The sequence below is a fragment of the Solicola gregarius genome, assembly GCF_025790165.1.
GTDB classification, from domain to species: domain Bacteria; phylum Actinomycetota; class Actinomycetes; order Propionibacteriales; family Nocardioidaceae; genus Solicola; species Solicola gregarius.
Window position 1 is genome coordinate 4,635,299 of the sequence record NZ_CP094970.1, and the last position, 24,514, is coordinate 4,659,812.

Genomic DNA, 24,514 nt, shown 5'->3' on the forward strand with positions numbered 1-24,514 from the left:
TCGACACCGTCCACCGTCCAGGAGGTGGGCACCTGGGAGGCACCATATGCGCGACCTCGGTCTCGTGGGACTGGGCGAGGATCGACGCCATGTCGTACTTCGTACCGCCACGGGCGAGGAGTTCCGCCTTCCGGTAGACGATCGTCTGCGAGCCGCGATTCGCGGCGACCGGGCGAGACTCGGACAGTTGGAGATTGAGATGGACAGCGCCTTGCGGCCCCGCGATATCCAGGCCCGAATCCGCCGAGGGGAATCCACGGAGTCCGTCGCCGAAGCCGCGAACGTGCCCGTCGAGCGGATCATGGCGTACGCCGTGCCCGTGCTCGCCGAGCGCGAGCACATCTGCGAGCGCGCGCAGGCGTCGACGATCCGGCGCACGAACGTCAGCGCGCCGGCCGCCCGATTCGGCGACGTCATCACCGAGACGTTCCGCGCCCGCGACGTCGACTCCTCCACCGTCGAGTGGGACTCCTGGCGCCGCGAGGACGGCCGCTGGATCGTCTCCGTACGCGTGCCGGACGACGGCGGTCCGGCGATGTACCTGTTCGACGCACCGGGACGGTATGTCGTGGCCGACAACGAGCGCGCCAGCGACCTGGTCGCCGACGTGCCCGACAGCACGGAGATGGCGATCGCGTCGGCCGTAGCGGACGCAGCGACCGCGGTGGCCGAGCCCGAGGTCGGCACCGCGTCCCCCGACGACGAGGCGCCCGACCCGTACGACGACATCGACGAGCCCGGTGTCACCTCGCTGAAGCGGGCACGCGCCCGGCGGGCGATGGCGCAGGAGCAGCTGATGCTCGACGGCCAGCCGCAACAGCATTCCGACGAGACCGACGATGACAGCGACGCCGAGATCGACCCGCACGCGACGACTGCTGACCTGACCGAGACCGCGGCTGCCGCGCGTGCGGCCGGTGACGCCGCCGACCCGCCCGACTCCACGCCGAAGCGCTCGCGGCGTCGCGAGCGCAGGCGCGTACCGAGCTGGGACGAGATCATGTTCGGCAACAAGCCCGAGGAATGACGCCGCGCACCGTTCGACGGTTCCCGCACGGTACGAGGCGCTACGATGCCGCAACGCATACCTGAGGGGCGACCATGGCGTACTTCGTGACGGGCGCGACGGGGTTCATCGGCCGGCACCTGGTCGCCGAGTTGGTCGACCACCGCGACGGTGACATCCACGTCCTCGTCCGCGAGCAGTCGTTCGAGCGGTTCGAGCGGTTGCGCCACCAGTGTGGCGGCACCGACCGGCTCAAGCCCGTCATCGGCGAGCTGTGCGAGCCACAGCTCGGTGTCGACGACGACTGGGTCGCCACGCATCGCGGCGACATCGACCACGTCTTCCACCTGGCGGCGCTGTACGACATGACGGCGCCGGCAGAACGCAACGACGAGCTGAACATCGGCGGCACGCGGGCCGCGCTCGGGCTCGCCGAGGCCGTCGACGCGGGACTGTTCCATCAGGTGTCGTCCATCGCCGTCGCCGGCGACTTCCGCGGCCGCTTCGACGAGTCCATGTTCGCCGAGGGCCAGGGTCTGCCGTCGGCGTACCACCGCACCAAGTACGAGTCGGAGCGGATCGTACGCGAGGAGGCAGGCGTGCCGTGGCGGGTCTACCGACCCGCGATCGTCGTGGGCAGCTCCGAGACCGGCGCGATGGACAAGGTCGATGGGCCTTACTACTTCTTCCCGCTCCTCAAGCGGATGCGCGACTCGCTGCCGCAGTGGACTCCGCTCGTCGGCATGGACCTCGGCAACACGAACATCGTTCCGGTCGACTACGTCGCGCGGGCGATGGACCATCTCGCCCACAAGCCCGGTCTCGACGGTCGCGCGTTCCATCTCGTCAACCCCGAGCCGCAGCCGACGGTCGACGTCGTGAACACGCTGGCCCGCGCGGCGAAGGCGCCGCGGTTCGCCCTGCAGGTCGACAGGCGCGTTACCGGCCTCGTACCGTCCTCGCTGGTGCAGTCGGCGCTGCAGAGCGCGCCGGCGAGGTTCCTGCTCCGCCAGAGCGTCGGGCGCCTCGGCATACCCGCCGAGGTGGTCGCGCACACGTCGCTGCCGACGACGTTCGAAGACCAGGCGACCGAACACGAGCTGTCCGGCAGTGGCATCGCCTGCCCCGACCTCGAGACGTACGCATCGGTGCTGTGGGGCTACTGGGAGCAGCACCTCGACGCCGATGTGCTGTCGGACCCGCGGCTGAAGGCCGCGCTGCAGGGACGCTGCGTGGTGATCACCGGAGCGTCGTCCGGCATCGGCAAGGCGACCGCGCTGCGGGTCGCCGCGCTGGGGGGCATCCCCGTGCTCGTCGCGCGCAACCTCGACAAGCTCGAGGAGACACGGCTCGAGATCGAGATGCTCGGCGGGCGGACGTACGTCTACTCCTGCGATCTGTCCGACATGGCCGCGATCGACGAGCTGACCAAGCGGCTCGTCGAGGAGCACGACACGATCGACGTGATCGTCAACAATGCGGGGCGGTCGATCCGGCGGTCGCTGCACCTGTCGTACGACCGCTTCCACGATTTCGAGCGCACCATGACGCTGAACTACTTCGGCGCGATCCGGCTCGTCATGGGCCTGGCGACCAAGCTCGGCGAGGATGGCGGCGGGCACATCGTCAACATCTCGTCGATCGGCGTGCAGACGAACCCCCCGCGGTTCTCCGCGTACGTCGCGTCGAAGGCAGCGCTCGACGCGTGGAGCCGGGTGGTGAGCTCGGAGCTGATCGGCGACGGCATCACGTTCACGACGATCCACATGCCGCTGGTCAAGACGCCGATGATCGCGCCCACGAAGATCTACGACGCGTTCCCGACGATCACGCCGGCACAGGCTGCCGATCTGGTGCTCACGGCCGTACGCGACCGGCCACATGAGCTGAACACCCCGCTCGGCACCGCCGGCGAGGTCGGTCACGCACTGGCACCGAAGCTGGCTTTCCGGATCCTGCACCAGGCGTACAAGGTCTTTCCCGACTCGTCCGCGGCGAAGGGCGCGTCGGCCGACGACACCGCGACGAGCGAGCAGGTGCTGCTGGCGAAGGTGCTCAAGGGCGTCCACTGGTGACCATTCCTTCGTCAACCGCTGTGTCCCGGCCCAGAGCGACGCCGCCACAACGCGTCGGCTATGCCAGCGGATTCTCCCACGCGACCTCGGGAAACCGAGCGAAGTCGGAATCGTTCGACACGACACTCACACCGTGCTCGATCGCGAGGGCGGCCAGCTGGGCGTCCGGAATCGCATTGCCGCTGAGCCCATGACGCTCGATGAGCGTCCCCAACGTCCGAGCCGTTCGGTCGGTGGCCGGTGGAATCCAGCACACCGGGACCGCGAGCCAGTCCTGAACGAACCTCCAGGCATCGGGTCCCGTGAGTGGTGACTCCGTGACTCTGGGGTGGGTGATGATGCGGACGAAGGCACCGATCGTCTGCCAGGGAAGGGCTACCCGCCTGTCGCCGCGAAGTGCGATGGTGAGCCACTCGCTGGCAGCGTCATGGCGCGGTGACCGTGAATCGACCGCGTAGAGCAGGATGTTCGCGTCGACGATCATCCTGCGATCAACCCGCGTCGAGCAGGTCGAGAGTCTCCGCGACGTTCGACACGTCGACCTTGATGCCGACGTCGATGCTCCGCGGCTGATATGGCTCATGGCCCGATGCCGAACGTGCTGCCAGGCCCGATCGCACCAACGCGTTGACTGCCTCACTGAGCCCGAGCTCTTCTTCACGTCGCAGCCGCTCGACGGCGGCGACGACATCCGGGTCAAGGCTCAACGTGGTGCGCATACCATCGACCATACATCGCGATGCCGACTCTGGCGCGTCATGATGCGATCGAAGATCAAGCACCACCCGTCGCGACCGGACGCGCCGGGTCGGCGACCCACTCGCTCCACGAGCCGGGGTACAGCGCGGCGTCGTACCCGGCGAGCTCGAGTGCCAGCACCTCGTGCGCGGCCGTGACGCCGGACCCGCAGTACGCTCCGATCTCGCCGGCCGTGCCGGCGCCGAGCGCGGCGAACCGTTCGCGCAGGTCATCGGCCGAGCGCCACCGGCCGTCGGCCGTGACGTTGTCTCTCGTCGACGCGCTGACGGCGCCCGGGATGTGACCGGCGACGGGGTCGATCGGCTCGACCTCGCCGCGGTACCGCTCCGGCTGCCGCGCATCGAGCAGCAGCCCCTCGCGGGCGAGCGCGGCCGTACCGTCGACGTCCAGGACCTTCCGGCGACCCGGGCGTGCGACGAAGTCTCCTGCCTCGACGCTTTGCACGAGCGCGGTCGTGTTGCCGCCCGCCGCAACCCAACCGTCGTACCCGCCGTCGAGCACGCGTACGTCGTCGTGACCGTGATGCGTGAGCAACCACCACGCCCGAGCGGCCGCGCTTCCATCGGCCTGGTCGTACACGACGACCGCTCGATCCATGCGGACGCCGACCCGGCGCATCGCCGCCGCGAAGCGTCCCGGGTCGGGCAGCGGGTGCCGGCCGCGCTCGCCGGGCGGGTCGGCGAGATCGACGTCCAGGTCGACGAACTGGGCGTCGAACAGGTGCCCTTCTTCGAACGCAGCTCGGCCCGTCGGCCCGCCGCCGTCGACGCTGAGCACGAAGCGTACGTCCAGCAGGGCGGGCGGCTCGGGCGAGACCAACAGCTCGGCGAGCTCCTCGCGATCGATGATCGGTGACCGGGTCATCGCTTGCCTCCCAGCATCCGGGCCTCATGGTCGAACGGCAGCACATCCGGCGACAACGCGGCGGCCTTCGCGCGAGCAGCGGTCATTCGCCGCCGGTGGTGCTGGCGACACAGCACCTCGTACGCGACCTCTGTCGGAGGCGCGTCGACGTCGCCGACCACGACGACCTCCCCCTCGGTGACCATCTCGCCGTTCTCCGTCCGCGCGTTGTGGGTCGCCCGCTCGCCGCACCAGCACAGTGCCTCGACCTGGACGGTCTGCACCCGGTCGGCGAGCTCGACGAGCCGCGCCGATCCGGGGAACAGCCTGGTGCGGAAGTCGGTCAGGATTCCGAAGCAGAACACGTCGATCTGTAGCTCGTCGGCGATGCGGGCCAGCTGGTCGACCTGGGCGGGCGTGTAGAACTGCGCCTCGTCACACACCATGTAGTCGATCCGGCCACCGTGGGTGAGGTCGTGCACGGCGTACGCCCAGAAGTCGAAGTCGGGCGGGACCTCGACGGCGTCGACGGACAACCCGAGCCGGCTGGACAGGATCGCATCACCGCGACGGTCGTGCGACGTGAACAGGCGTCCGACCCTCCCCCGCGCCGCGTGGTTGTGATTGACCTGGAGCGCGAGAGTCGACTTCCCCGAGTCCATGGTGCCGTTGAAGAACTGGAGATTCGCCACGCGCCCATCCTGCCAGGCGTCTGGCCGCCTAGTCCTTCGGCGTCGGCACCTTCGTCGCCGGGTCGCCGTCGACGGCCGCCGCGAGCTGGGGTACGAGCCGGTCGAGCGTGTACGGGACGCTCAGCGCGGTGACGAACGAGATCGAGAACCCGTAGTCCGGGTGCTTCGCGTCGCCGACGAACACGTCACGGCCCTCCTCGTGGACGGGCAGCGAGGTGTAGACCTCGTTGTCGAGGATGGCGTCCTTGTCCTCCATCACGTTGGTGAGCCACACGAGCGCATCGGTGTCGACGAACTCGGTGTTCTCGGCACTGATGTTGGCGCCGAAGTCCTTCGTACCCACGACGTCGTCGATGTCGCTCGGCAGCTCGAACCCGATGTCGGTCAGCAGCCGGCTCCGCGGATCCGCGGAGCCGTACACGTACGTGCCCTCGTACGGGGTTGCGAAGATCGCATGTTTGCCTTGGAACTCCGGGTGCTTCTTGGCGACGTCCTCGATCTTGCCCTCGACGTCGTCGACGATCTCCTGCGCGGCCTCGGGACGCCCGACCGCCTTGCCCACCGTGAGCAGCTCCTCCTGCCATCCGATGCCGTAGTCGGGTATGTCGCCGGGCTGCGCCACCGTCGGCGCGATCTGGCTGAGCTTGTCGTAGTCGGCCTGGGTCAGCCCTGAGTACAGGCCGATGATCAGGTCGGGCCGCTGCGCCGCGACCTTCTCGAACTGCACGCCGTCGTCCTGGTTGAGCGACGCGGGTACGTCGGCGCCGACGAGCCGCTCCTTCGCCCAGGGATAGAGGCCTCCCGGTGTGTCGTCGAGCCATTCGGTGGTGGCGACCGGCACGACGCCGAGGGCGAGCAGGTCGTCCTGCTCCTTGAGGCCGACGACGACGACGCGCTCCGGCTCCTCCTCGACGGTCGTGGTGCCGTACTTGTGCTCGATCTCGACCGGGAAGGCGCCCTCCTCCGCGGGTGCGGCGTTGGCCGCAGACGTCTCCGCGCCGGCCGGGTCATCGTCGCCGCACGCCGTCGTGGTCATGAGGACGACGGCCAGCAGCGCGGTCAGTACTACGTTCAGTCGGTTCACGCAGGCAAGGCTAACCTTAGCTAGCATCCACGGGTCGGTGGGGCCTCAACCGACCGAGCGGATCGCGTCGGTCACGGCGGCGAGCGCGAGCAGGCGTACGACGTCGACATGGGCCGCGACCTCGCCGGTCGCCGCCGCGACGAACCCGTCACCGTCGAAACGGGTGTGCGGCGGCGTCAGCGCACGAGAGAGCCCGTCATGCGCTCCCTGCGCGACGACGCGGCAGTCGACCTTCGACAGCGCGGCGTTCGTGACGACCAACCCGATCGTGGTGTGTGCCCGGCCGGCGTCGAACCCGGCACCTACCGGCAGGGCGCGTACGGAGTCGAACGACACCGCCTGCCCTCCGTGGTCGACGTCGCCGTAAGCGTTGACGGCGCAGAGCGCCTCGACCACGATCTCGCCGAGCCGGTGGACGGCATGACCTAGACCACCCGGACGGCGACCGTCAGGCCCGCGCCAGTGGCCGACGTACGCTCCCGTGCCCGCACCGACGCGGCCGGCGAGTACCTGCTCCCCACCGGTCGCGGCCGCCGCGACGTAGCCGGACTCGGCGGTCGGCCGCGAGGTGTTGTCACCGACCGCAAGATCGAACAACGCGAGCGTCGGCACGATCGGTACGTTGCCGCCCGGCGTCGGAACGCCGCGGCCTCGTTCGGCGAAGTGCCGCATCACACCGTCGGCCGCGGCCAGCCCGAACGCGGATCCACCGGTCAGGACGACCGCGTCGATCCGGTCGACGGTCTTGTCCGGATCGAGCAGGTCGAGCTCACGGCTCGCGGGCGCGCCCCCGCGGACCTCGTGCGATGCGGTCGTCCCTTCGGGGAGCTCGACTACCGTGCATCCGGTCTCGCCGACCGCGTCCGTCCAGTGGCCGATCCGCACTCCGGGTACCTCGAACGCCATGCCTCTCCCTCTCGTACGACCGCGCCGACCGCTACGAGCCCGGCGCGTCCACCAGCAACGGCACGGTCATCTCGGTGGCCGTGAGCGAACCGTGGAACCCCACCATCTTCAGCTCCACCCCGAACCAGCGCGAGGAGAACACGGCGAACTCCCCGAGCGACGCCACCAGGACATCGCCGATGCGTGGGCGTACGCGATCGTCGATCGGTCCGAACCAGCCCGCGCGCTCGGCCTCGTCGCGGGTCGCGACGATCGCTCGAGCTCCGCAGTACGCGCGCCAACGCCGCGCGACGTCGTCGACGGCGCCCGTGCGTACGTACAGCTGCCGGAACCGCGCCTCCCCCGCGAACACCAGCACGTCGTCGAGCAGGTCGGGTCGGTCCTCGACGTCGAACCTGCCGTCGGCCGGTAGGTCGAGCATGCCGTGGTCGGCGGTGACAACGAGCGCCGCGTCGGGCGGCAGTGCCTCGCGAAGACGGCGCATGTCGGCGTCGACGTCGCGCAGCCGTTCGCGCCACTTCGCCGAGGTGCAACCGTGCTCGTGGCCGAGATGGTCGAGTGTCGACTCGTAGGTGTAGACCAGGCTGCGCGACGAGGCCTCGCACGCGTCTACCGTCGCGTCGAGGCGCTCCCATACGCTGGAGATGCCGTAGTACGGCACGCCGCGCTGGCTGCAGAGCGTCAGCCCCGTGCCCTCGAACCGAGCGCTGTTGACAACCGAGACGTTCAGCCCCTCCGAGGCGAGCCGGGACAGCTCGGTCGGGTGCGGCTGCCACGTGAGCGGGTCGATGTCGTCGCTCCACCTCAGGGCATTCAGCGTGCGGCGCGTACCCGGGATTCGGGAGGTGTAGCCGACGACACCGTGCGCACCGGGAGGCAGCCCGGTGCCGAGCGAGGTGAGGCTGGTGACCGTCGTCGACGGCGCACCGCAGGTGAGCGAGCCGTCGAGCAGCCCGGAGAGGTACGGCGCGCAGTCGGCGTTGGCCGCGAGCAGGTCACGACCGAGCCCGTCGATCAGCACGAGCACGTACCTCGGCGCCGGCGGCAGGTCGAGCGGGTTGGCGTCACCGGCGGTTGCGGAGCCCGCGCTGCGCACGAGCTGGCTGATGCTGCGACCGTCGTACGTGGGGAGGACGACGCCCTCGGGATGGTGCGAGAGCATCAGCGACCAGCGGTCGCGGCCGAGAGCCGCCGTCCGAAGTCGAGCAGCTGAGCGACCGCGTCGTCGCCGTCGGCGGTCGCCGAGAGGCGCAGTGTGAAGTCGTCACCGGTGATGTTGCCCGAGTAGCCGTGGTCGGCATCGCAGGTCGGGTCGGAGCACTGTGCCGGCTCCAGGTCGACGCGGCTGACACTCCCCCAGCCGATCGTGATCACCGCCTCGCGGGTGGGGCCGCCGCCGTCGGGCGCGGTCGGTGAGGTCGCGACCATCCGCGTGGTCACGACCGACGTGACCGAGCCGAGCGGGACCGCCTCGGTCGTCGTCGAGGTGTACGGCTCGGGCAGCAGGTCGTCGGGCGGGTGCTCGTCGGTGTGGGTCAGGACGAGCCTGCTTCCGGTCATCACGAGCACCGTCAGGTGCCGACGGATCTCCTCGCGGTCGAACGTCGGCTCATGGTGCAGCACGTACGCCTCGACGGCCTCACCGGCGAGCGCGTCGACCATGCCCTCGGTGACGACGTTCGGGTAGTACCCCGTCTGCTGGATCGCCTCGCGAAGCTCGGCCCAGCGGTCGGTGGCGATCTGCTCGTACCTGTCTGCCATATCGGACAGTGTTCCACGCGCTCGATCGCGGCCGAGCACGGCCGGTCCGACGGTCAGCTCGGCATCGTGTCGCCGAGCCCGACCGGGCGACTCATCCGCCGTACGAACCACTCGCTGCGGTTGTCGCTCGCCGGTGCCGTACGCGCGGTCGCGTTGAGCACCGTCGTACCGTGTGCGCCCGCGAGGACGAGATCGAGGTTGAGCGACGCAAGCTCGGGGTGGTCGTCCTTCAGCACGGCCACCCGCTGGAGCAGGTCTTCGATCGCGCCGACATCCGCCGGCTCGCTCCCGCGGTAACCGAGCAGCAGCGGCGCCGACTTGATCTCGCGCACCATCGTTGCGGCATCGACATCGGTCAGCGGCGGGATCCGGTACGCACGGTCGCCCATCAGCTCACTCGGAGCACCCGACAGGCCGAACGACACCAGTGGCCCGAACAACGGGTCCTCGACGGCGCGGATCGAGATCGGCGTACCGGGCGACGACATCCGCTGCACCACGAAACCGGCGGACTCCGGTACGTCGATGATGCTCGTCAAGGAGTCCCACGCGTCGCTCATGTCGTCCTCGTCGTGGATGTTGCGCCACACGTGCGCGAGGTCGGGACGGGTACGCAGGTGCGGCGCCGTCGCCTTGAGCACGACATCCCAGCCGAGCACCTTGCCCGCCGCGATCGCCTCATCGAGCGAGCCGACGCGCTGGCGCGTCCACAGGTCGACGCCGTAGTCGGCCAGCAGCTCATGGGTCTCCTCGAGCGACAGGTCGCGCCCCTGCGGCTCCTCCTTGAGCGTGCGGAGGAGCAACGCATGCGCCTCGTGCGTACGGACCTCGTCGAAGTGGGCCTGCTCGCCCTGCGGCCGCCCGGCCCACTCGGCGTACGCGACGACGCGAGCGAGCGCGCGTACCGCCGACTCGGGCGCGGGGTACGACGGCACGGAACCGCGTCCGGCGGCACCCTCGACGTCGGGGACGCGCAGCAGCTCCGGCACTCCCTCGGTGCCGAGGAACGCCGACACGATCGGCTTGTCCGACTGCTCGCCGACGGCGGCGAGGACGTTCGCGACGTCTTCGCCGGACACGTTGAGCGGCGGAACGTACACCGCGACGACGGAGTCGACGTCGGGGTCCTCGATCGCGGTGTCCAGCGCCTCCTCGAAGTCGTCCTCGTTCGCGTCCGCACCCAGCGCGATGGGTTCGCGCACGTGCAGCCCTGCCGCGCTTGCGGCGTCGGCGACGAGTAGCCCCATGGCATCGGAGTTGCCGACGACCGCGACCCGCGGGCCGCGCGGCAGCGGCTGGTGCGCGAGCAGCTGCGCGACGTCGAACATCTCGTCGAGGGTGTCGACCTGGATGACGCCCGCCTGGCGGAACATCGCGTCGACGGCGGCCTGCGGCGCGGTCGTACGCTGGACGGCGTGCCCGACCGGCACGCCCTGCGTCGTACGCCCGGACTTGACGGCAACGACCGGCTTGCGCCGACCGACCCGGCGGGCGATCCGGGAGAACTTGCGCGGGTTGCCGATCGACTCGAGGTAGAGCAGGACGACCTCGGTTGCGTCGTCCTCCTCCCAGTACTGCAGGAGGTCGTTGCCCGAGACGTCCGCGCGGTTGCCGGCCGAAACGAAGGTGGAGAGGCCGAGGCCGCGCCGGTCGACGGTCTCCAGGATCGCGACGCCGAGGGCACCGGACTGACAGAAGAAGCCGACTCGACCGCGCGGCGGCATCAGCGGCGAGAGCGACGCGTTGATCCTGGTCGCGTTGTCGGTGTTGATGACGCCGAGGCAGTTCGGTCCGACGAGCCGGAGTCCGTAGCTGCGGACGAGGCCGAGCAGCCGGCGCTGTCGGCGGCGTCCCTCCTCGCCCGTCTCGGCGAAGCCCGAGGAGATCACGATGATGCCGTGCACACCCTTGCCGGCACAGTCGAGTACGACCTCTGGCACCGCCTCCGCCGGGACCGCGATGACCGCGAGGTCGACGTCGCCCGGGATCTCCTGCACCGACCCGTACGCCGGCAACCCCGACACCGCCTCGGCCTGCGGGTTCACGGCGTACACGGCGCCGGTGAAGTCGGCGAGCACCAGGTTCCGGATGAGCATCTGCCCGATCGTGTCCTGGCGCCGGCTCGCACCGATGACCGCGACGCTCTTGGCCCGCATGAACCGCTGGATCGACGCGGCCTCGGCCCGGTGCTCACGAGCCTGCATCACGCCGATGGCAGTGTCGGTCGGGTCGATCGAGAACACCAGTCGCATGACGCCGTCCTCGACCGAGCCCTCGACCTCGTACCCCTGCTCGCGGAACACCTGGATCATCCGGGTGTTCTCGGGCAGGATCTCGGCGACGAACTTCTCGTACTCCCGCTCCCGGCCGACCTGCGCGAGATGCTCGAGCAGCAGCTGCCCGAGCCCGCGGCCCTGGTGGGCATCCTCGACCAGGAACGCCACCTCCGCCTCGCGGTCGTCGATCGCGTCGTAGCGGCCGATCGCGATGATCTGCTTGGCGATCGTCACCACGAACGCGACCCGGCTCTGGTAGTTGACCTGGGTGAAGCGCGCGACATCGCGGTCGGAGAGCTTCGGGTACGGCGCGAAGAACCGGAAGTACTTCGACTCGTCGGACACCCGCGCGTAGAAGTCGACGAGCCCCTGCGCGTCATCGGGGGTGATCGGGCGCAGCTGAGCGGCGCGGCCGTCGCGCAGGACGACATCGGCCTCCCAGTGCCGCGGGTAGCCGAGAGCCGCGTCCCCATCGCTGCTGTCGAGTGCGCTGTCCACGCGACCAACGTACCGGCTCGCACATGCCCATGGGCGCAGCGCGTCGAGGGCTCAGAGTGTCGCGGAACGCGGCGTACAAGGCGCGCTGTGACCTCCGCCGCAGGCGCGTGACTTCCGGGGCCGACCCCGTTTACATTGGTTGTAGATTCAACTACTACCTTGGAGGACGCAGTATGAAGGTCGGCATCATCATCGGGTCGATCCGCGAGGGCCGCACCGGCGAGCAGGTGGCGGTCTGGGTCGAGAAGGCCGCCGCGAACCGGACCGACGCCGAGTACGGCGTGCTCGACCTGAAAGACTTCGACCTGCCGCTCCTCACCTCCGCGACGGTCCCGGGTGCCGCGAACCGGCAGTACGACTCGGTGAACGTCACGCGCTGGAGCCAGGCGATCGACGCCTACGACGCGTTCGTATTCGTCACGCCGGAGTACAACCACGGAATCCCGGGCGCCTTCAAGAACGCCTTCGACACCCTCGGCCCGGAGTGGACCGGCAAGACCGTCGCGTTCGTCTCCTACGGTGCGGACGGCGGCGTACGTGCGACCGAGCAGTGGCGACAGGTCACCGCGAACCTCCACCTGCACGACGTGCGCGCCAGCGTTGCGCTCGGCCTGTTCAGCGACTTCGACGAGACCGGACTCGCGCCACTGGAGCGTCGCGACGCCGAGCTGTCGGCGATGCTCGACGAGCTCACCCGGCTGACCGCACGGCTGGGCTGAGGCACCGCAGCCCGACCCGTACGCCCAAGGCAACACCTGCCACTCCGACCCGGCCGCTGCACCGGGTCTGAGCCGACCGAATACGGCGTGGCGGTACGCGACGTGTCGGCACGCCGCGAGACAATGCGGGTAACCCCGAACGACCCGGAGACAACTGCATGCCCCGACGTACGACCACCCAGCCGGACGAGTTCGACGAGCACATCGTCGACATCGACGTCGGCGAGGAGATGCGCGAGAGCTACCTCGAGTACGCGTACTCGGTGATCTACTCCCGCGCCATCCCCGATGCGCGCGACGGCCTCAAACCCGTGCAGCGACGCACGCTGTACACGATGGCCGACCTGAGCCTGTGGCCCGACCGCGGTCACGTGAAGTCAGCGCGCGTCGTCGGTGAGGTCATGGGTCGCCTCCACCCGCACGGCGACACCGCGATCTACGACGCGCTCGTACGCCTGGTGCAGCCGTGGACGATGCGCCTCCCCCACGTCGACGGCCACGGCAACTTCGGCTCGCCCGACGACCCGCCCGCGGCAATGCGTTACACCGAGTGCCGGATGGCCCCTGCCGCGGTCGCGATGACGGCGTCGATCGACGAGGACACCGTCGACTTCCGGGCAAACTACGACAGCCGCGAGCTCGAGCCGAGCGTGCTCCCGGCCGCGATCCCCAACCTGCTGGTCAACGGATCGTCGGGCATCGCCGTCGGCATGGCGACGAACATCGCACCGCACAACCTGATCGAGGTGGTCCAGGCACTGCGGCACCTGATCGACCACCCCGACGCCGGCCTCGACGATCTGATGCGGTTCGTACCCGGGCCCGATCTCCCCACCGGCGGCAAGATCGTCGGCCTCGACGGCATCCGCGACGCCTACGCGACGGGCCGCGGCTCGTTCAAGATGCGCGCCTCGACCCGCATCGAGAGCGTCACCGCCCGGCGCAAGGGCATCGTCGTCACCGAGCTGCCCTACAACGTCGGCGCCGAGAAGGTGATCGAGCGGATCAAGACGCTCGTCCAGGCGAAACGTCTCAAGGGCATCGCCGACATCGCCAACCTCACCGACGGCGAGAAGGGCCTGCACCTGGTGATCGAGCTGAAGAGCGGCTTCAACCCCGAGGCCGTGCTCGAGCAGCTCTTCAAGCTGACGCCGATGGAGGACTCCTTCGGCATCAACGCCGTCGCGCTCGTCGACGGCCAGCCGCGCACCCTCGGGCTCAAGCAGATGCTGGAGGTCTTCCTGCAGCACCGCTTCGACGTCGTACGCCGGCGCAGCGAGTTCCGTCGGGCGAAGGCGAGCGACCGGCTGCACCTCGTCGACGGCCTGCTGATCGCCCTGCTCGACATCGACGAGGTCATCCAGGTGATCCGCGGCAGCGACGATACGCAGGCCGCGCGCATGCGGCTGATGGAGATCTTCGACCTGTCGGAGACCCAAGCCAACTACATCCTCGAGATGCCGTTGCGTCGGCTGACGAGGTTCTCCCGCCTCGAGCTGGAGAGGGAGCAGGCCGAGCTCCGACAGACGATCGAGGAGCTCGAGGCACTGCTCAACGACGAGGGCCTGCTGCGTAAGGCCGTCGCCGACGAGCTCGCCGAGATCGCGAAGCAGCACGGTACGCCGCGGCGTACGGTGCTGCTGGAGTCGGCGGGCCAGCCGGTGAGCGCCGCCGTACCGCTCGAGGTCGCCGACGACCCGTGCTGGGTGCTGCTGTCGGCCACCGGTCTCCTCGCACGCACTGCCGACGACTCGCCGATTCCCAGCGGTGGCGGACGATCCAAGCACGACACGGTCACGTCCGCGGTACGCGCGACGGCACGCGGCGAGGTCGGCGTACTCACTCGATCGGGCGAGCTGCACAAGCTCGACGTACTCGACCTGCCCGGACTGCCGTCGACCGCGGCTGCGCCGCATCTTCGCGGCGGGGCGCCGATCCCGGAGTTCCTCGCGGTACGCGCGGACGACGTCGTCTGCCTGGTGAGCTTCGTCGGCGAGTCCCCCGGTCTTGCGATCGGCACCCGCGACGGCGTCGTCAAGCGGGTACGCGACGAGTACCTCGGCAAGGACTCCTGGGAGGTCATCTCGCTCAAGGACGACGACCGCGTCGTCGGTGCGCGACAGCTCGCGACCGGCGACGAGGAGCTGTGCTTCATCACCTCCGACGCGCAGCTGCTGCACTTCAGCGCATCGCTCGTACGTCCCCAGGGCCGGTCCGGCGGGGGCGTCGCCGGGGTCAAGCTCGGCGGCGCCAAGGTCGTGTCCTTCACGGCGTTCGAGCCGGGCGACGACTCGGTCGTCGCGACGGTTGCCGGCGCCCCCGACGCACTGCCGGGCACCGAATCCGGCAGCGTCAAGGTGACGCCGTTCGCCGAGTACCCGAGCAAGGGTCGCGCAACCGGCGGCGTCCGCTGTCATCGATTCCTCAAGGGCGAGGGCGCGCTCCTCGTCGCCTGGGCGGGCCACGGTCCCGCGATGGCGGCCGCTCGCAGCGGCTCGCCCGTCGACCTGCCGGCACCCGAGGGACGCCGCGACGGTTCGGGTGAGCCCGCCGCGCAGCCGATCGTCGCGATCTCGGGCCCGGCGGCGGAGCTGACGCCCGCGAGCCCCGGGTGAAGGAACGCTCGGGCGTACGACGCTTTGCCCGACATGAGAGGCTGATCCCGTGCTGAGACGTACCTCTGCGGTGTCGGCTGCGACCCTCGTGCTCGTGGCGATATCCGCCTGCGGCGGTGGCGACGACTCCGGCTCCGGCGGTGACCCGCAGGAGCGGCTCGAGGCCGCACGCAAGGTCATCGACGACGCCGAGAGCATCGAGCTGAGCCTCGAGACGTCCGATCTTCCGTCCGACGTCGAGGGCATCATCTCCGCCGAGGGCATCGGCACGCACGACCCCGCGTTCGACGGCACGGCGCAGGTTCGCGCGTTCGGCATCACCGGCGAGGTGCCGGTCGTCGCGGTCGACGGCGAGGTGTACTTCAAGCTGCCGTTCAAGTCCGACTACGAGACGTTCGACGTGAGCAAGTACGACGCGCCCGATCCGGCCGACCTGCTCAGCACCGACGACGGGCTCACCTCGATGATCACCTCGCTCGAGGACGTCGAGGCGGGTGAGACCGAGCTCGACGACGAGACGAAGGTGACGCCGATCGACGGCACGCTGACCGGCAAGTCGATCAGCACGCTGTTCCCGTCGGTCGACGACTCCTCGGTGTTCGACGTCAGCTTCCGCGTCGATGACGACGACGTCCTGCGTGACGCGACGATCAGCGGACCGTTCTACCCCGACGCCGACGACCTCACGTACACCATCGCGCTGACCGCGTCCGACGAGTCGGTCGACATCTCCGCGCCGTCGTGAGCGAGCACCCGAGCGATCGATTCTCAACTGTGAGCGAGGGAGCGGAGCGAGGCACGAGTGAGCACCCGAGCGAGCAATCCAGCACCGTGAGCCAGGGAGCGGAGCGCGACGAGGACCCCGCTGCCGTCGGGACGGGTGCCCGTGCGCTGCTCGCGGTGGCCGCCATCGCGGTTGCGTTCGCGGCGGCCGACACCTACGTCGTGGTGATGGCGCTGCCCGACATGATGACCGGCGCCGGTCTGAGCGTCGAGGAGCTGCAGCGCGCGGCGCCGATCGTATCCGGCTTCCTCCTCGGGTACGTCGCGATCCTGCCGCTGATCGGGCGCATCGCCGACCTGCGCGGGCGTACTCCGGTGCTGATCGGGTCACTGGTGGTGTTCGCGGTCGGCTCGATCGTGACCGCGGCGGCGTACGACCTCGACAGCATGGTCGCGGGGCGGCTGACCCAGGGCATCGGTGGCGGCGGTCTCGTACCCGCGACCCTCGCCCTCGTCGCCGACCTCTGGCCCGCGGAGCGCCGCGGGCTGCCGCTCGGGATCGTCGGAGCCGTGCAGGAGCTGGGCAGCGTACTCGGTCCGCTGTACGGCGCCGTGGTGCTCGCGCTCGCTGACTGGCGGGCGATCTTCTGGTTGAACACGGCCGTGGGGCTCGTGCTGTGCGCGGCCGTCCTGACCCTGCGACGGGGCGCGCGCGAGCCGGCTGCGTCCGTGCGGCGTGGGATGCCCGACGTGATCGGCATCGTGCTGGCGCTTGCCGCGCTCGTCTGCATGGTGCTGCTGATGATGCGGCCCGACGAGCTGGTCACCGATCTCCGGTACGGGCCGGCGTTCTTCTCCGTCATCGGAGACTCGCCCTGGGGCACGCGCATCGCGTTCGGGTTCTACGCGCTCGTCGCGGCGTTCGTGCTGTGGGAGCTGGTGGCCCGGCGACCGCTCGTGTCGTTCCGTACGTGGGGTTCGATCGCTCGTCGTACGGACGTCTGGGGCGCTGTGCTGCTCGCACTGGCGCTCGGCGGCGTGATCGTGGCGTTCGCTTCGGCGGATCCGGAGCACTCGGCGATCTCCGACGCCGCGTGGTGGCTGCTTCCGTTGTCCGCGGTGTGTCTCGGGCTGTTCGCCTGGCGTCAGCGCCGTGCTCGGCATCCGCTCGTACCCGGTGCCGCGGTGTCGGCCACGGCGGCGTGGGGAGCGATCGTCGTCTCCTTCTTCACCGGCGCCGCGCTGATCGCGGCGCTCGTCGACATCCCGTTCTTCGCGCGGCTCACGGCGTACCAGGACTCCCAGCTCGACGCCGCGCTGGTGCTGCTCCGCTTCCTGATCGCGCTGCCGATCGGGGCGGTGCTCGGCGGCTGGCTCACCCGGCGTACCAGCGCCGGAGTCCTCACCCTCGTGGCGATGCTCGTCGCCGCCGGTTCGTTCTGCTGGATGGCCACGTGGGGCCGCGACGCTCTCGACCACTGGTCGGTGAGTGTGCCGCTCGTCCTTGCGGGGCTGGGATTCGGCGCGGCGATCGCGCCGGTGAACGCGGCTCTGCTCGCGAGCACTCGGTCGGATGTGCATGGCGTCGCGAGCGCCCTGCTGGTCGTGGCCAGGATGGTCGGCATGCTGGTCGGGATCTCCGCGCTGACAACAGTCGGGCTCCGCCGCTTCTACGCGGTCAGCGACGACATTCCGCCCGCGTCCCGACTCTGTCCCGACGGCGAGCCGAGCTGCGACGCGTACAACAACAGACTCATCGATGCGGGACTCGCCCAGCTCGATGCGGTCTTCCTCGGTGCGGCCCTGTGCGCGGCCGTCGCGGGGGTCGCCGCGGCGTTCGTGTTCCGCGGCGCCGGTACGCGCGCGGTCTCGGTCGCCGAGGCGATCCGCACCCCCTGACCCGCCGAGTCGTCGACCCCGCACTGCCGAGTCGTCGATCCCGCACCGCCGAAAGCGCCGAGAAGCCTGGGGTGAACTCGTAGATCGCCCCAGGCGGCCGCCAGAGTTCTCGCACAGTCGCGTACGGCCTTGGGCCGGCGCGCTCGTGCGACCGACCGTCTCCGCGAGATGTGATCCGAATTCGCGACTCGTCGCGACTCCCCTCGTGGCCACTCCGCGGTTTCAGACCACATCTCGGACTTGCCTCGGTGACCGCCCCGTTCAGTACACGCTCGTACCTGACCCCGATCCTCCTCACCTTGGTGTTCTCGCCATGCATGCGTGCACGCTTGCGGGTTCTCGCCCGACACACGCACTGTGCAGCGTTCAGATGAGCTGGAAGTACTCGACAACGACCTCGGTGCCGTCGCCGATCGTCCAGCCCGGGTCGCCGAGGAATGTACGCACCTGCTCGCGATACTGGTCCCAGTACGCGAGGTGCGCAGCACGCCAGTCGGCGGCGGAACCGAACCCTTCGCCCTCAGCCCTGGCCACGTCGTCGGTGACGTCCGCGAGCCGGAGTACGTCGACGCGCGTCGTCTCGACCGTGCCGAGCTGGTCGCGCGCGCTGTTGACCAGGCTGAACCGGTTCCCGACCCGTGGCAGCCACGCATTGTCCATGTCGTAGTAGACGCGCAGGGAGCTCGTCGCGGTCTTGCGCCCCGCGAGCACGGCCTCGACGAGCCGTTCGCGCATCGGCCCGGGTTCGCCGAGATCGAAGGGCGGGAGCGAATCAGTCATCCGGACAGCGTACGTCGCAGGCTCGACTCGACCTGCCGGATCGCGAGTTGCAGCGCGTCGTCGGACACGTTGCCGTAGCCGATCACCAGGCCGGCGACATCCGTACGCCCGCGCGCCGACTCCGCTACCGTCGCCACCGATACTCCATTGCGGGCCGCGTCCGCGGCGACCGCTGCGGCGGTCTCGCCGTCGAGCAGCAGGGTGGTGTGGATGCCCGCACCGACGCCGCTGAGCCGGCCATACGGTGCCAGGGTCCGCTCGACGAGCCGGTCGCGCCGGGCGTACCGGCGGCGTGCGGCACGTACGAACCGGTCCCACTCGCCATCGCGTAGCAGCGACAGGATCGCCCGCTGGATCGGCCACGGCGGAAAGTCGTGCAGCACCTCACGAGCCTGCGCGAGCCGCTCGACGACGGCAGGCTCGGCGACCAGCCACCCCATGCGGACTCCCGCTCCGATCGTCTTCGACACGGTGCCGAGGTAGACGACCCGTCGAGGGTCGAGATCGGCGAGGGTCGGCAGCGGCGCGACGTCGTACCGGAACTCGGAGTCGTAGTCGTCCTCGATGACCAGCGCGTCCCGTGCACGCGCCCAGGCCAGCAGCTCGACACGTCGGTCGATGGGCATCAGAACCCCGAGCGGATACTGGTGCGACGGCGTCGCGTACACGGCGGCGACCGACTCCGGCGCGTCGGCGAGCGCCGCCGGGTCGAGGCCGAACGCGTCGACGGGCGCGTCCCAGACCGTCCATCCGCTCGCGACGGCCACCTGCGCAGCGGCCCGGTACCCGGGATCCTCGACGGCGATCGCCGCACCGGACCCTCGCCGGCCGTGCAGCAGCAGCGTCAGGCCGTGCGTCGTACCGCTGGTGATCATCACCCGCTCCGCCGTACACGGGAGTCCCCTGGTACGCGTGACATGTGCCGCGACGGCCTCGCGTAGCTCGGGCAGACCACGCGGATCGGGATAGCCGGCGGGCGGCGGCGCATGCGCCACCTCGCGCCAGGCGCGCCGCCACGCCGCGCTCGCGACACCGGGTGTCCACGGTTCGCCGGGACGCAGGTCGACGACGGGCGCCTCGTCGGTCCGCGAGACCGTCGCCGTCCGGTCGGCGCGCACCTCCGGGACGTCGACCCGGCGGACGTACGTGCCCGCGCCCGTCCGCGACTCCAGCCAGCCCTCGGCGACCAGCTGCTCGTACGCCGCGCTCGCCACCGCACGCGAGACGCCGACCGCGGTCGCGACCGCCCGGGTGCTGGGCAACCGCGCTCCGCCGCCGAGCACGCCATCGCGTACGCGGGTGCGGATCTGCTCGGCGAGCTGCGCGGGAAGCCGGAGGCTCGCGTCGCGGTCGACCCGCAACGCGAGCGCGTGCAGGCTCGATTGGCTCATAGAACTCCACCAGGATTGGCTCGTGCCAACATACCAATCATTGTCGACAATCGACTCATGACCGCGACTCTCTCCCCGACGGCGCGTACGCGCGTCATCCGCAGCCACGAGCGCGCGGAGTCCGAGCGCTCGGCCCTGTACGACGTACTCGACTCCGGGATGGTCGCCCATCTCGGGGTCGTCATCGACGCAGCTCCGCGAGTACTGCCGACCGTGTTCGCGTACGACCCCGACGGTCCGGATCTCGATGGCACGCTGTACTTCCACGGCTCGGTGGCATCACGCAGTCTCGTCGACGCCCCCGACCAGACCGTCTGCCTGACGATCACGCTCGTCGACGGGCTGGTGCTCGCACGGTCGGGCTTCCACCACTCGGTCAACTACCGCAGCGCCGTCGTCCTCGGCAATCCCCGGCCGGTCGACGAGCCGGCCGAGCGCGACCGCGCGCTCGACCTGATCATCGACCACCTCGTGCCCGGTCGGGCCGAAACCCTCAGGCCGCCGACCCGCAAGGATCTCGCCGCGACGACCGTGCTCGCCGTCTCGCTGCACGAGGCGTCGGTCAAGGCACGTGCGGGTGGCGCCAACGACGAGGCGTTCGACGTCGAGGCCGGCGACACCTGGGCGGGGATCGTCCCCCTGACCGTCGTACCCGGCGCCCCGATCACGAACCCCGACTGCCCGCCCGAGCTCGAGGTGCCGCAGCACGTACGAGCGCTGGTCCGGAAACGGGACTGACCCGGGCCCAATGCCCGGTGAGCCGCACGTTTGTGCCGTTCCGGACCGTTCCGGCACGGCCGAAACGTGCGGCTCAGCGCGGCCCGGCGCGGCTCAGGCGTCGATGCGGTCGGCGTCCAGCTCGTACGCGCCCTGGACGAGAAACTCCTTGCGTGGCGCGACGTCGTTGCCCATCAACAGCTCGAAAACCCCGCTCGCGGCCTCGCCGTCGTCGACCGTCAGGCGCCGCAACGTACGCCGCCGCGGATCCATCGTCGTCTCGGCCAGCTGCGACGCATCCATCTCACCGAGGCCCTTGTAACGCTGCACCGGCTCCTTCCAGCGCACGTTCTTCTTGGTCAGCTCGGCGAGCTTGCGCTGCAGCTCGGGGTCGGAGTACGTATAGACGTACTTCTCCATGCCCTTCTTCGGGTTGGTCAGCTCGATGCGGTGCAGCGGCGGTACCGCGGTGAAGATCCGCCCCGCGTCGACCAACGGCCGCATGTAGCGGAAGAACAACGTCGCAAGCAGGCAACGGATGTGCGCGCCATCGGAGTCGGCGTCGGCCATGAAGATGATTCGGCCGTACCGCGCAGTGTCGATGTCGAACGTACGCCCGGAGCCCGCGCCGACGACCTGGATGATGGAGGCGCACTCGGCGTTCTTGAGCATGTCGCCCACCGACGCCTTCTGCACGTTCAAGATCTTGCCCCGGATCGGCAGCAGGGCCTGGAACTCCGAGTTGCGCGCGGACTTCGCCGTGCCGAGCGCGGAGTCGCCCTCGACGATGAACAGCTCCGAGCGGTCGACGTCGTTGCTACGGCAGTCGGCGAGCTTCGCGGGCAACGCGCTGGACTCGAGCGCGTTCTTGCGCCGTTGTGTGTCGCGCTGCTGGCGCGCGAGCACCCGTGTACGCGAGGCCGCGACCACCTTCTCCATCACCTGCCGTGCCTTCGGCCGCTGCGCCGACTTGTTCGACGTGAGGAAGGCCTTCAGCTCGCGGGACACGATCCGGTTCACGATGCGGGTGACCGGCGGGGTGCCGAGCACCTCCTTGGTCTGCCCCTCGAACTGCGGCTCCGCGAGACGCACGGTCACCACGGCGGTGAGCCCCTCGAGCACGTCGTCCTTCACGATGTCGGCGTCGCCGTTCTTCAGCAGCCGGGTCGAGCGCAGCACCTCGTTGAACGTCTTCGTCAGCGCCCGCTCGAACCCGGCGACGTGGGTGCCGCCTTTGGGAGTCGCGATGATGTTCACGAACGAACGCACCTCTGCCTCGTAGCCGGTGCCCCAGCGGACCGCGATGTCGACACCCAGGTCGCGCTCGACGTCTTGCGGCTGCATGTGGCCCTTGTCGTCGAGCACCGGAACGGTCTCGTTGAACGTCTCGGTGCCTTGCAGGCGCAGGATGTCGGTGACCGGCTCGTCGTCGGCGAGGTAGTCGCAGAACTCGGTGATGCCGCCGTCGTGACGGAAACGTTCCTCGCGCACCTCGTCGCCGCGCTCGTCGCGGATCACAATCTCGAGGCCGGGCACCAGGAACGACGTCTGGCGGGCGCGGGTCACGAGCTCGTCGTAGCTGAAGCGGGCGCCCTTGATGAAGATCTGGGGATCGGGCCAGTAGCGAATGCGACTGCCGGTGACGGTCTTCTTGACCCGCCGGACCTTGCGCACGCCGCCCGCCGCCGCGAACGACGCGTCCGGCCCGTCGCCCGCGAACTCGCCGGGTGCGCCGCGGCGGAACGACATCGCCCAGGTCGCGGAGCTCTTGTCGACCTCGACGTCGAGGCGCGACGACAGCGCGTTGACGACCGAGGCGCCGACGCCGTGCAGCCCGCCGGTCGCGACGTACGAGCCGCCGCCGAACTTGCCGCCCGCGTGCAGCTTGGTGAAGACGACCTCGACCCCGCTCAGGCCGGTCTTCGGCTCCTTGTCGACCGGGATGCCGCGGCCGTTGTCGCGCACCTCGGCCGAGCCGTCGGCGTACAGGACGACGTGAATCTGGTCACAAGCGCCGGCGAGGGCCTCGTCGACGGCATTGTCGATGATCTCCCACAGGCAGTGCATGAGCCCGCGGGTGTCGGTCGAGCCGATGTACATACCGGGCCGCTTGCGGACGGCCTCGAGGCCCTCGAGGACGAGCAGGTTGCGGGCGTTGTACGTGGTGTCTATGGGAGTACTCCTGTGCGGGTCTGGACTGCGAACCCGAATCTACCCCCCTGCACCGACGGGGTCGCCCGACACGCGGGATCGGCGATACGGCTTCGGTTCCTGCCGTCCACACGTCACACTTGGGGCGTGGAGAACTCGGCTGGTGCCCGCATCCGACGCGACGGTGCTCACACCGCGGACATGGTGGGAACACCGACACATGGTTGGATGTTGGTACAGGTAACGCCGATCGAGACGAGAAGAGGTCAGACGTGACGACTGCTGTAGCCACCGGTGCTGCCCTCAGCGCAGCCGACCGATGCGACCGTTGCGGAGCACAGGCGTACGTACGCGCCGAGCTCGGCAACGGCGGCGAGCTGTTGTTCTGCGCGCACCACGCACGCGAGCACGACGAGCAACTCCGCAAGATCGCCGTCTCGATCCACGATGAGACGGGACGTCTTGCCGAAGTCCCGGAAGTAGCCCCCGACGACGAACGCTGACCGACCAACCCGACGGGACCCCGGACGCACGCGTCCGGGGTCCTGACGTATGCAATGACGACCGAGATCCTCGTCGCGCTCGCGATCCTCGTCGGCCTGGTCGGCATCGTCGTCCCGATCATGCCCGGCAGCCTGCTCGTGCTCGGTGCGATCGCGGTCTGGGCGTTCACGACCGCCACGGCGACCGGCTACGTCGTGCTCGGCACCGCTGCGGCCCTGATCGGCCTTGCCACGTTGGTGAAGTACGTCTGGCCGCACCGACGCCTTCGGGCGGCGGCGGTACCTACGCGGTCGATCATCCAGGGCGGCATCGCGGGAATCGTCGGCTTCTTCGTGATTCCCCTCGTCGGTCTGCCGATCGGGTTCGTCACCGGCACGTATCTCGCGGAGCACGTACGCACCCGCGATCGCCGTGCCGCATGGCGGGCCACCGTCGCGGCGACGAAGGCGGTCGGCCTGTCGCTGCTCGTGGAGCTCACGGGTGCACTCCTCGCGGCGGGCGTGTGGGTGGTCGCCGTCACCCGGATGTAGGGCCGACGACCTTCCGGCGCAGCTCGCGTACGGCGGCGCTTCGCGCGACGCCCACGGCACGGTCGTCCGCCCCGAGCGACGCGAGCGCGTCCAGATGACGCGCGCCTCCGACCGACGCGCTCGCGCGGATCGCCGCCACCTGCACCCGCGGCTCCCCGTCGCCGATGAGCGCGACCAGCGCCGGCGCCGCGTCGCGGATGCCATGGCGCAGCACGATCTTGGCGGCCGACTCGCGTACTCGCCAGTGCGGATCCGCCAGCGCGGCCACGACGCCGTCCGCGGCGTACGGCAGCCAGGCGTGGCCGAGTCCTCGTACGCCCCACGTGCGCGGCCAGTAGTCCTGCCCGCGCGACACGAGCTCGCCGCGGTCGAGCTTGCCCCGCGCCGCCGCACCTCCGAGGTACGTCAGCGGCATCGCGAGAAGGTCGTAGTCGTCGTGACCCTCGATCAACGCCAGGCAGGTGTCGATCACGGTGTGGATGCCGTAGTCGTCGACCGCCTCCGCCACGAGCACTTCGGGGCGCGCGTACAGATCGCGGGGCTCGGGTCGCACAAGACCAGCGTAGACACGGAGCACGCCCGACC

At 69.8% G+C, this 24,514-nt stretch carries 22 protein-coding genes; 9 read left to right on the forward strand and 13 right to left on the reverse strand.

Features of this window, described 5'->3' with window-relative positions:
- Window positions 1–46: 46 nt before the first annotated feature.
- Window positions 47–1,027, forward strand: a complete 981-nt coding sequence (gene sepH / locus L0C25_RS22640; protein WP_271634065.1) for a septation protein SepH — start codon at window positions 47–49, stop codon at window positions 1,025–1,027.
- 74 nt (window positions 1,028–1,101) lie between these two features.
- A complete protein-coding gene (locus tag L0C25_RS22645; protein ID WP_271634066.1) occupies window positions 1,102–3,081 on the forward strand; it encodes an SDR family oxidoreductase in 1,980 nt (659 codons plus the stop codon).
- 58 nt (window positions 3,082–3,139) lie between these two features.
- On the opposite strand, the gene L0C25_RS22650 is transcribed toward L0C25_RS22645, so the two are convergent.
- The 9 genes from L0C25_RS22650 to L0C25_RS22690 are packed head-to-tail and all read right to left on the reverse strand — an operon-like array spanning window position 3,140 to window position 11,900.
- Window positions 3,140–3,565 (reverse strand): TA system VapC family ribonuclease toxin, encoded by a 426-nt coding sequence (locus L0C25_RS22650; RefSeq protein WP_271634067.1) that lies wholly within the window; start codon window positions 3,563–3,565, stop codon window positions 3,140–3,142.
- A 7-nt stretch (window positions 3,566–3,572) separates the two neighbouring features.
- The gene (locus L0C25_RS22655) at window positions 3,573–3,800 is read right to left on the reverse strand and encodes a ribbon-helix-helix protein, CopG family (protein WP_271634068.1); all 228 of its coding nucleotides are present in this window, start codon (window positions 3,798–3,800) and stop codon (window positions 3,573–3,575) included.
- 55 nt (window positions 3,801–3,855) lie between these two features.
- The gene (locus L0C25_RS22660; RefSeq protein WP_271634069.1) at window positions 3,856–4,704 is read right to left on the reverse strand and encodes a sulfurtransferase; all 849 of its coding nucleotides are present in this window, start codon (window positions 4,702–4,704) and stop codon (window positions 3,856–3,858) included.
- A complete protein-coding gene (locus L0C25_RS22665; protein ID WP_271634070.1) occupies window positions 4,701–5,375 on the reverse strand; it encodes a thymidine kinase in 675 nt (224 codons plus the stop codon). The genes L0C25_RS22660 and L0C25_RS22665 overlap by 4 nt, the downstream gene beginning before the upstream one ends.
- 28 nt (window positions 5,376–5,403) lie before the next feature.
- Window positions 5,404–6,459, reverse strand: a complete 1,056-nt coding sequence (locus tag L0C25_RS22670) for an ABC transporter substrate-binding protein (RefSeq protein ID WP_271634071.1) — start codon at window positions 6,457–6,459, stop codon at window positions 5,404–5,406.
- Window positions 6,460–6,504: 45 nt separating this feature from the next.
- On the reverse strand, window positions 6,505–7,365 hold the full coding sequence (locus L0C25_RS22675) for a P1 family peptidase (protein ID WP_271634072.1): 861 nt from the start codon (window positions 7,363–7,365) through the stop codon (window positions 6,505–6,507).
- 31 nt (window positions 7,366–7,396) lie between these two features.
- Window positions 7,397–8,527, reverse strand: coding sequence for an alkaline phosphatase family protein (locus L0C25_RS22680; protein ID WP_271634073.1), 1,131 nt, complete (start codon window positions 8,525–8,527; stop codon window positions 7,397–7,399).
- The gene (locus L0C25_RS22685; RefSeq protein ID WP_271634074.1) at window positions 8,527–9,126 is read right to left on the reverse strand and encodes a DUF5998 family protein; all 600 of its coding nucleotides are present in this window, start codon (window positions 9,124–9,126) and stop codon (window positions 8,527–8,529) included. The genes L0C25_RS22680 and L0C25_RS22685 overlap by 1 nt, the downstream gene beginning before the upstream one ends.
- Before the next feature lie 53 nt (window positions 9,127–9,179).
- Window positions 9,180–11,900 carry a bifunctional acetate--CoA ligase family protein/GNAT family N-acetyltransferase gene (locus tag L0C25_RS22690; RefSeq protein ID WP_271634075.1) on the reverse strand — a complete coding sequence of 907 codons (2,721 nt, stop codon included), beginning with the start codon at window positions 11,898–11,900 and terminating at the stop codon, window positions 9,180–9,182.
- 173 nt (window positions 11,901–12,073) lie between these two features.
- On the opposite strand from L0C25_RS22690, the gene L0C25_RS22695 reads away from it, so the two are divergent.
- From L0C25_RS22695 to L0C25_RS22710, 4 genes are all read left to right on the forward strand, one after another.
- Window positions 12,074–12,619, forward strand: a complete 546-nt coding sequence (locus tag L0C25_RS22695; RefSeq protein ID WP_271634076.1) for an NADPH-dependent FMN reductase — start codon at window positions 12,074–12,076, stop codon at window positions 12,617–12,619.
- Between the two features lie 158 nt (window positions 12,620–12,777).
- On the forward strand, window positions 12,778–15,234 hold the full coding sequence (locus L0C25_RS22700; protein ID WP_271634077.1) for a DNA gyrase/topoisomerase IV subunit A: 2,457 nt from the start codon (window positions 12,778–12,780) through the stop codon (window positions 15,232–15,234).
- A gap of 49 nt (window positions 15,235–15,283) precedes the next feature.
- Complete coding sequence (locus tag L0C25_RS22705; protein ID WP_271634078.1) at window positions 15,284–15,979, forward strand: LppX_LprAFG lipoprotein; 696 nt, start codon at window positions 15,284–15,286, stop codon at window positions 15,977–15,979.
- A 29-nt stretch (window positions 15,980–16,008) separates the two neighbouring features.
- Window positions 16,009–17,856 (forward strand): MFS transporter, encoded by a 1,848-nt coding sequence (locus L0C25_RS22710; protein ID WP_271634079.1) that lies wholly within the window; start codon window positions 16,009–16,011, stop codon window positions 17,854–17,856.
- 366 nt (window positions 17,857–18,222) lie between these two features.
- Here the strand turns inward: L0C25_RS22710 and L0C25_RS22715 are convergent, their stop codons facing one another.
- Both L0C25_RS22715 and pdxR read right to left on the reverse strand, forming a co-directional pair.
- The gene (locus tag L0C25_RS22715) at window positions 18,223–18,636 is read right to left on the reverse strand and encodes an ASCH domain-containing protein (protein ID WP_271634080.1); all 414 of its coding nucleotides are present in this window, start codon (window positions 18,634–18,636) and stop codon (window positions 18,223–18,225) included.
- Window positions 18,633–20,027, reverse strand: a complete 1,395-nt coding sequence (gene pdxR, locus L0C25_RS22720; RefSeq protein WP_271634081.1) for a MocR-like pyridoxine biosynthesis transcription factor PdxR — start codon at window positions 20,025–20,027, stop codon at window positions 18,633–18,635. Before pdxR ends, L0C25_RS22715 begins: the two co-directional genes overlap by 4 nt.
- Window positions 20,028–20,084: 57 nt before the next feature.
- Here pdxR and L0C25_RS22725 point away from each other — a divergent pair, with 57 nt between their 5' ends.
- Window positions 20,085–20,765 carry a pyridoxamine 5'-phosphate oxidase family protein gene (locus tag L0C25_RS22725; RefSeq protein ID WP_271634083.1) on the forward strand — a complete coding sequence of 227 codons (681 nt, stop codon included), beginning with the start codon at window positions 20,085–20,087 and terminating at the stop codon, window positions 20,763–20,765.
- Window positions 20,766–20,858: 93 nt separating this feature from the next.
- Here the strand turns inward: L0C25_RS22725 and L0C25_RS22730 are convergent, their stop codons facing one another.
- Window positions 20,859–22,955, reverse strand: a complete 2,097-nt coding sequence (locus L0C25_RS22730) for a DNA gyrase/topoisomerase IV subunit B (protein ID WP_271636885.1) — start codon at window positions 22,953–22,955, stop codon at window positions 20,859–20,861.
- A gap of 212 nt (window positions 22,956–23,167) precedes the next feature.
- Between L0C25_RS22730 and L0C25_RS22735 the strand changes: the two genes are divergently transcribed.
- Complete coding sequence (locus L0C25_RS22735) at window positions 23,168–23,398, forward strand: DUF7455 domain-containing protein (protein WP_271634084.1); 231 nt, start codon at window positions 23,168–23,170, stop codon at window positions 23,396–23,398.
- A 54-nt stretch (window positions 23,399–23,452) separates the two neighbouring features.
- Window positions 23,453–23,929 carry a DUF456 domain-containing protein gene (locus L0C25_RS22740; RefSeq protein WP_271634085.1) on the forward strand — a complete coding sequence of 159 codons (477 nt, stop codon included), beginning with the start codon at window positions 23,453–23,455 and terminating at the stop codon, window positions 23,927–23,929.
- Here L0C25_RS22740 and L0C25_RS22745 read toward each other — a convergent pair.
- On the reverse strand, window positions 23,916–24,482 hold the full coding sequence (locus L0C25_RS22745) for a HEAT repeat domain-containing protein (RefSeq protein ID WP_271634086.1): 567 nt from the start codon (window positions 24,480–24,482) through the stop codon (window positions 23,916–23,918). The genes L0C25_RS22740 and L0C25_RS22745 overlap by 14 nt on opposite strands.
- Window positions 24,483–24,514 lie beyond the last annotated feature (32 nt).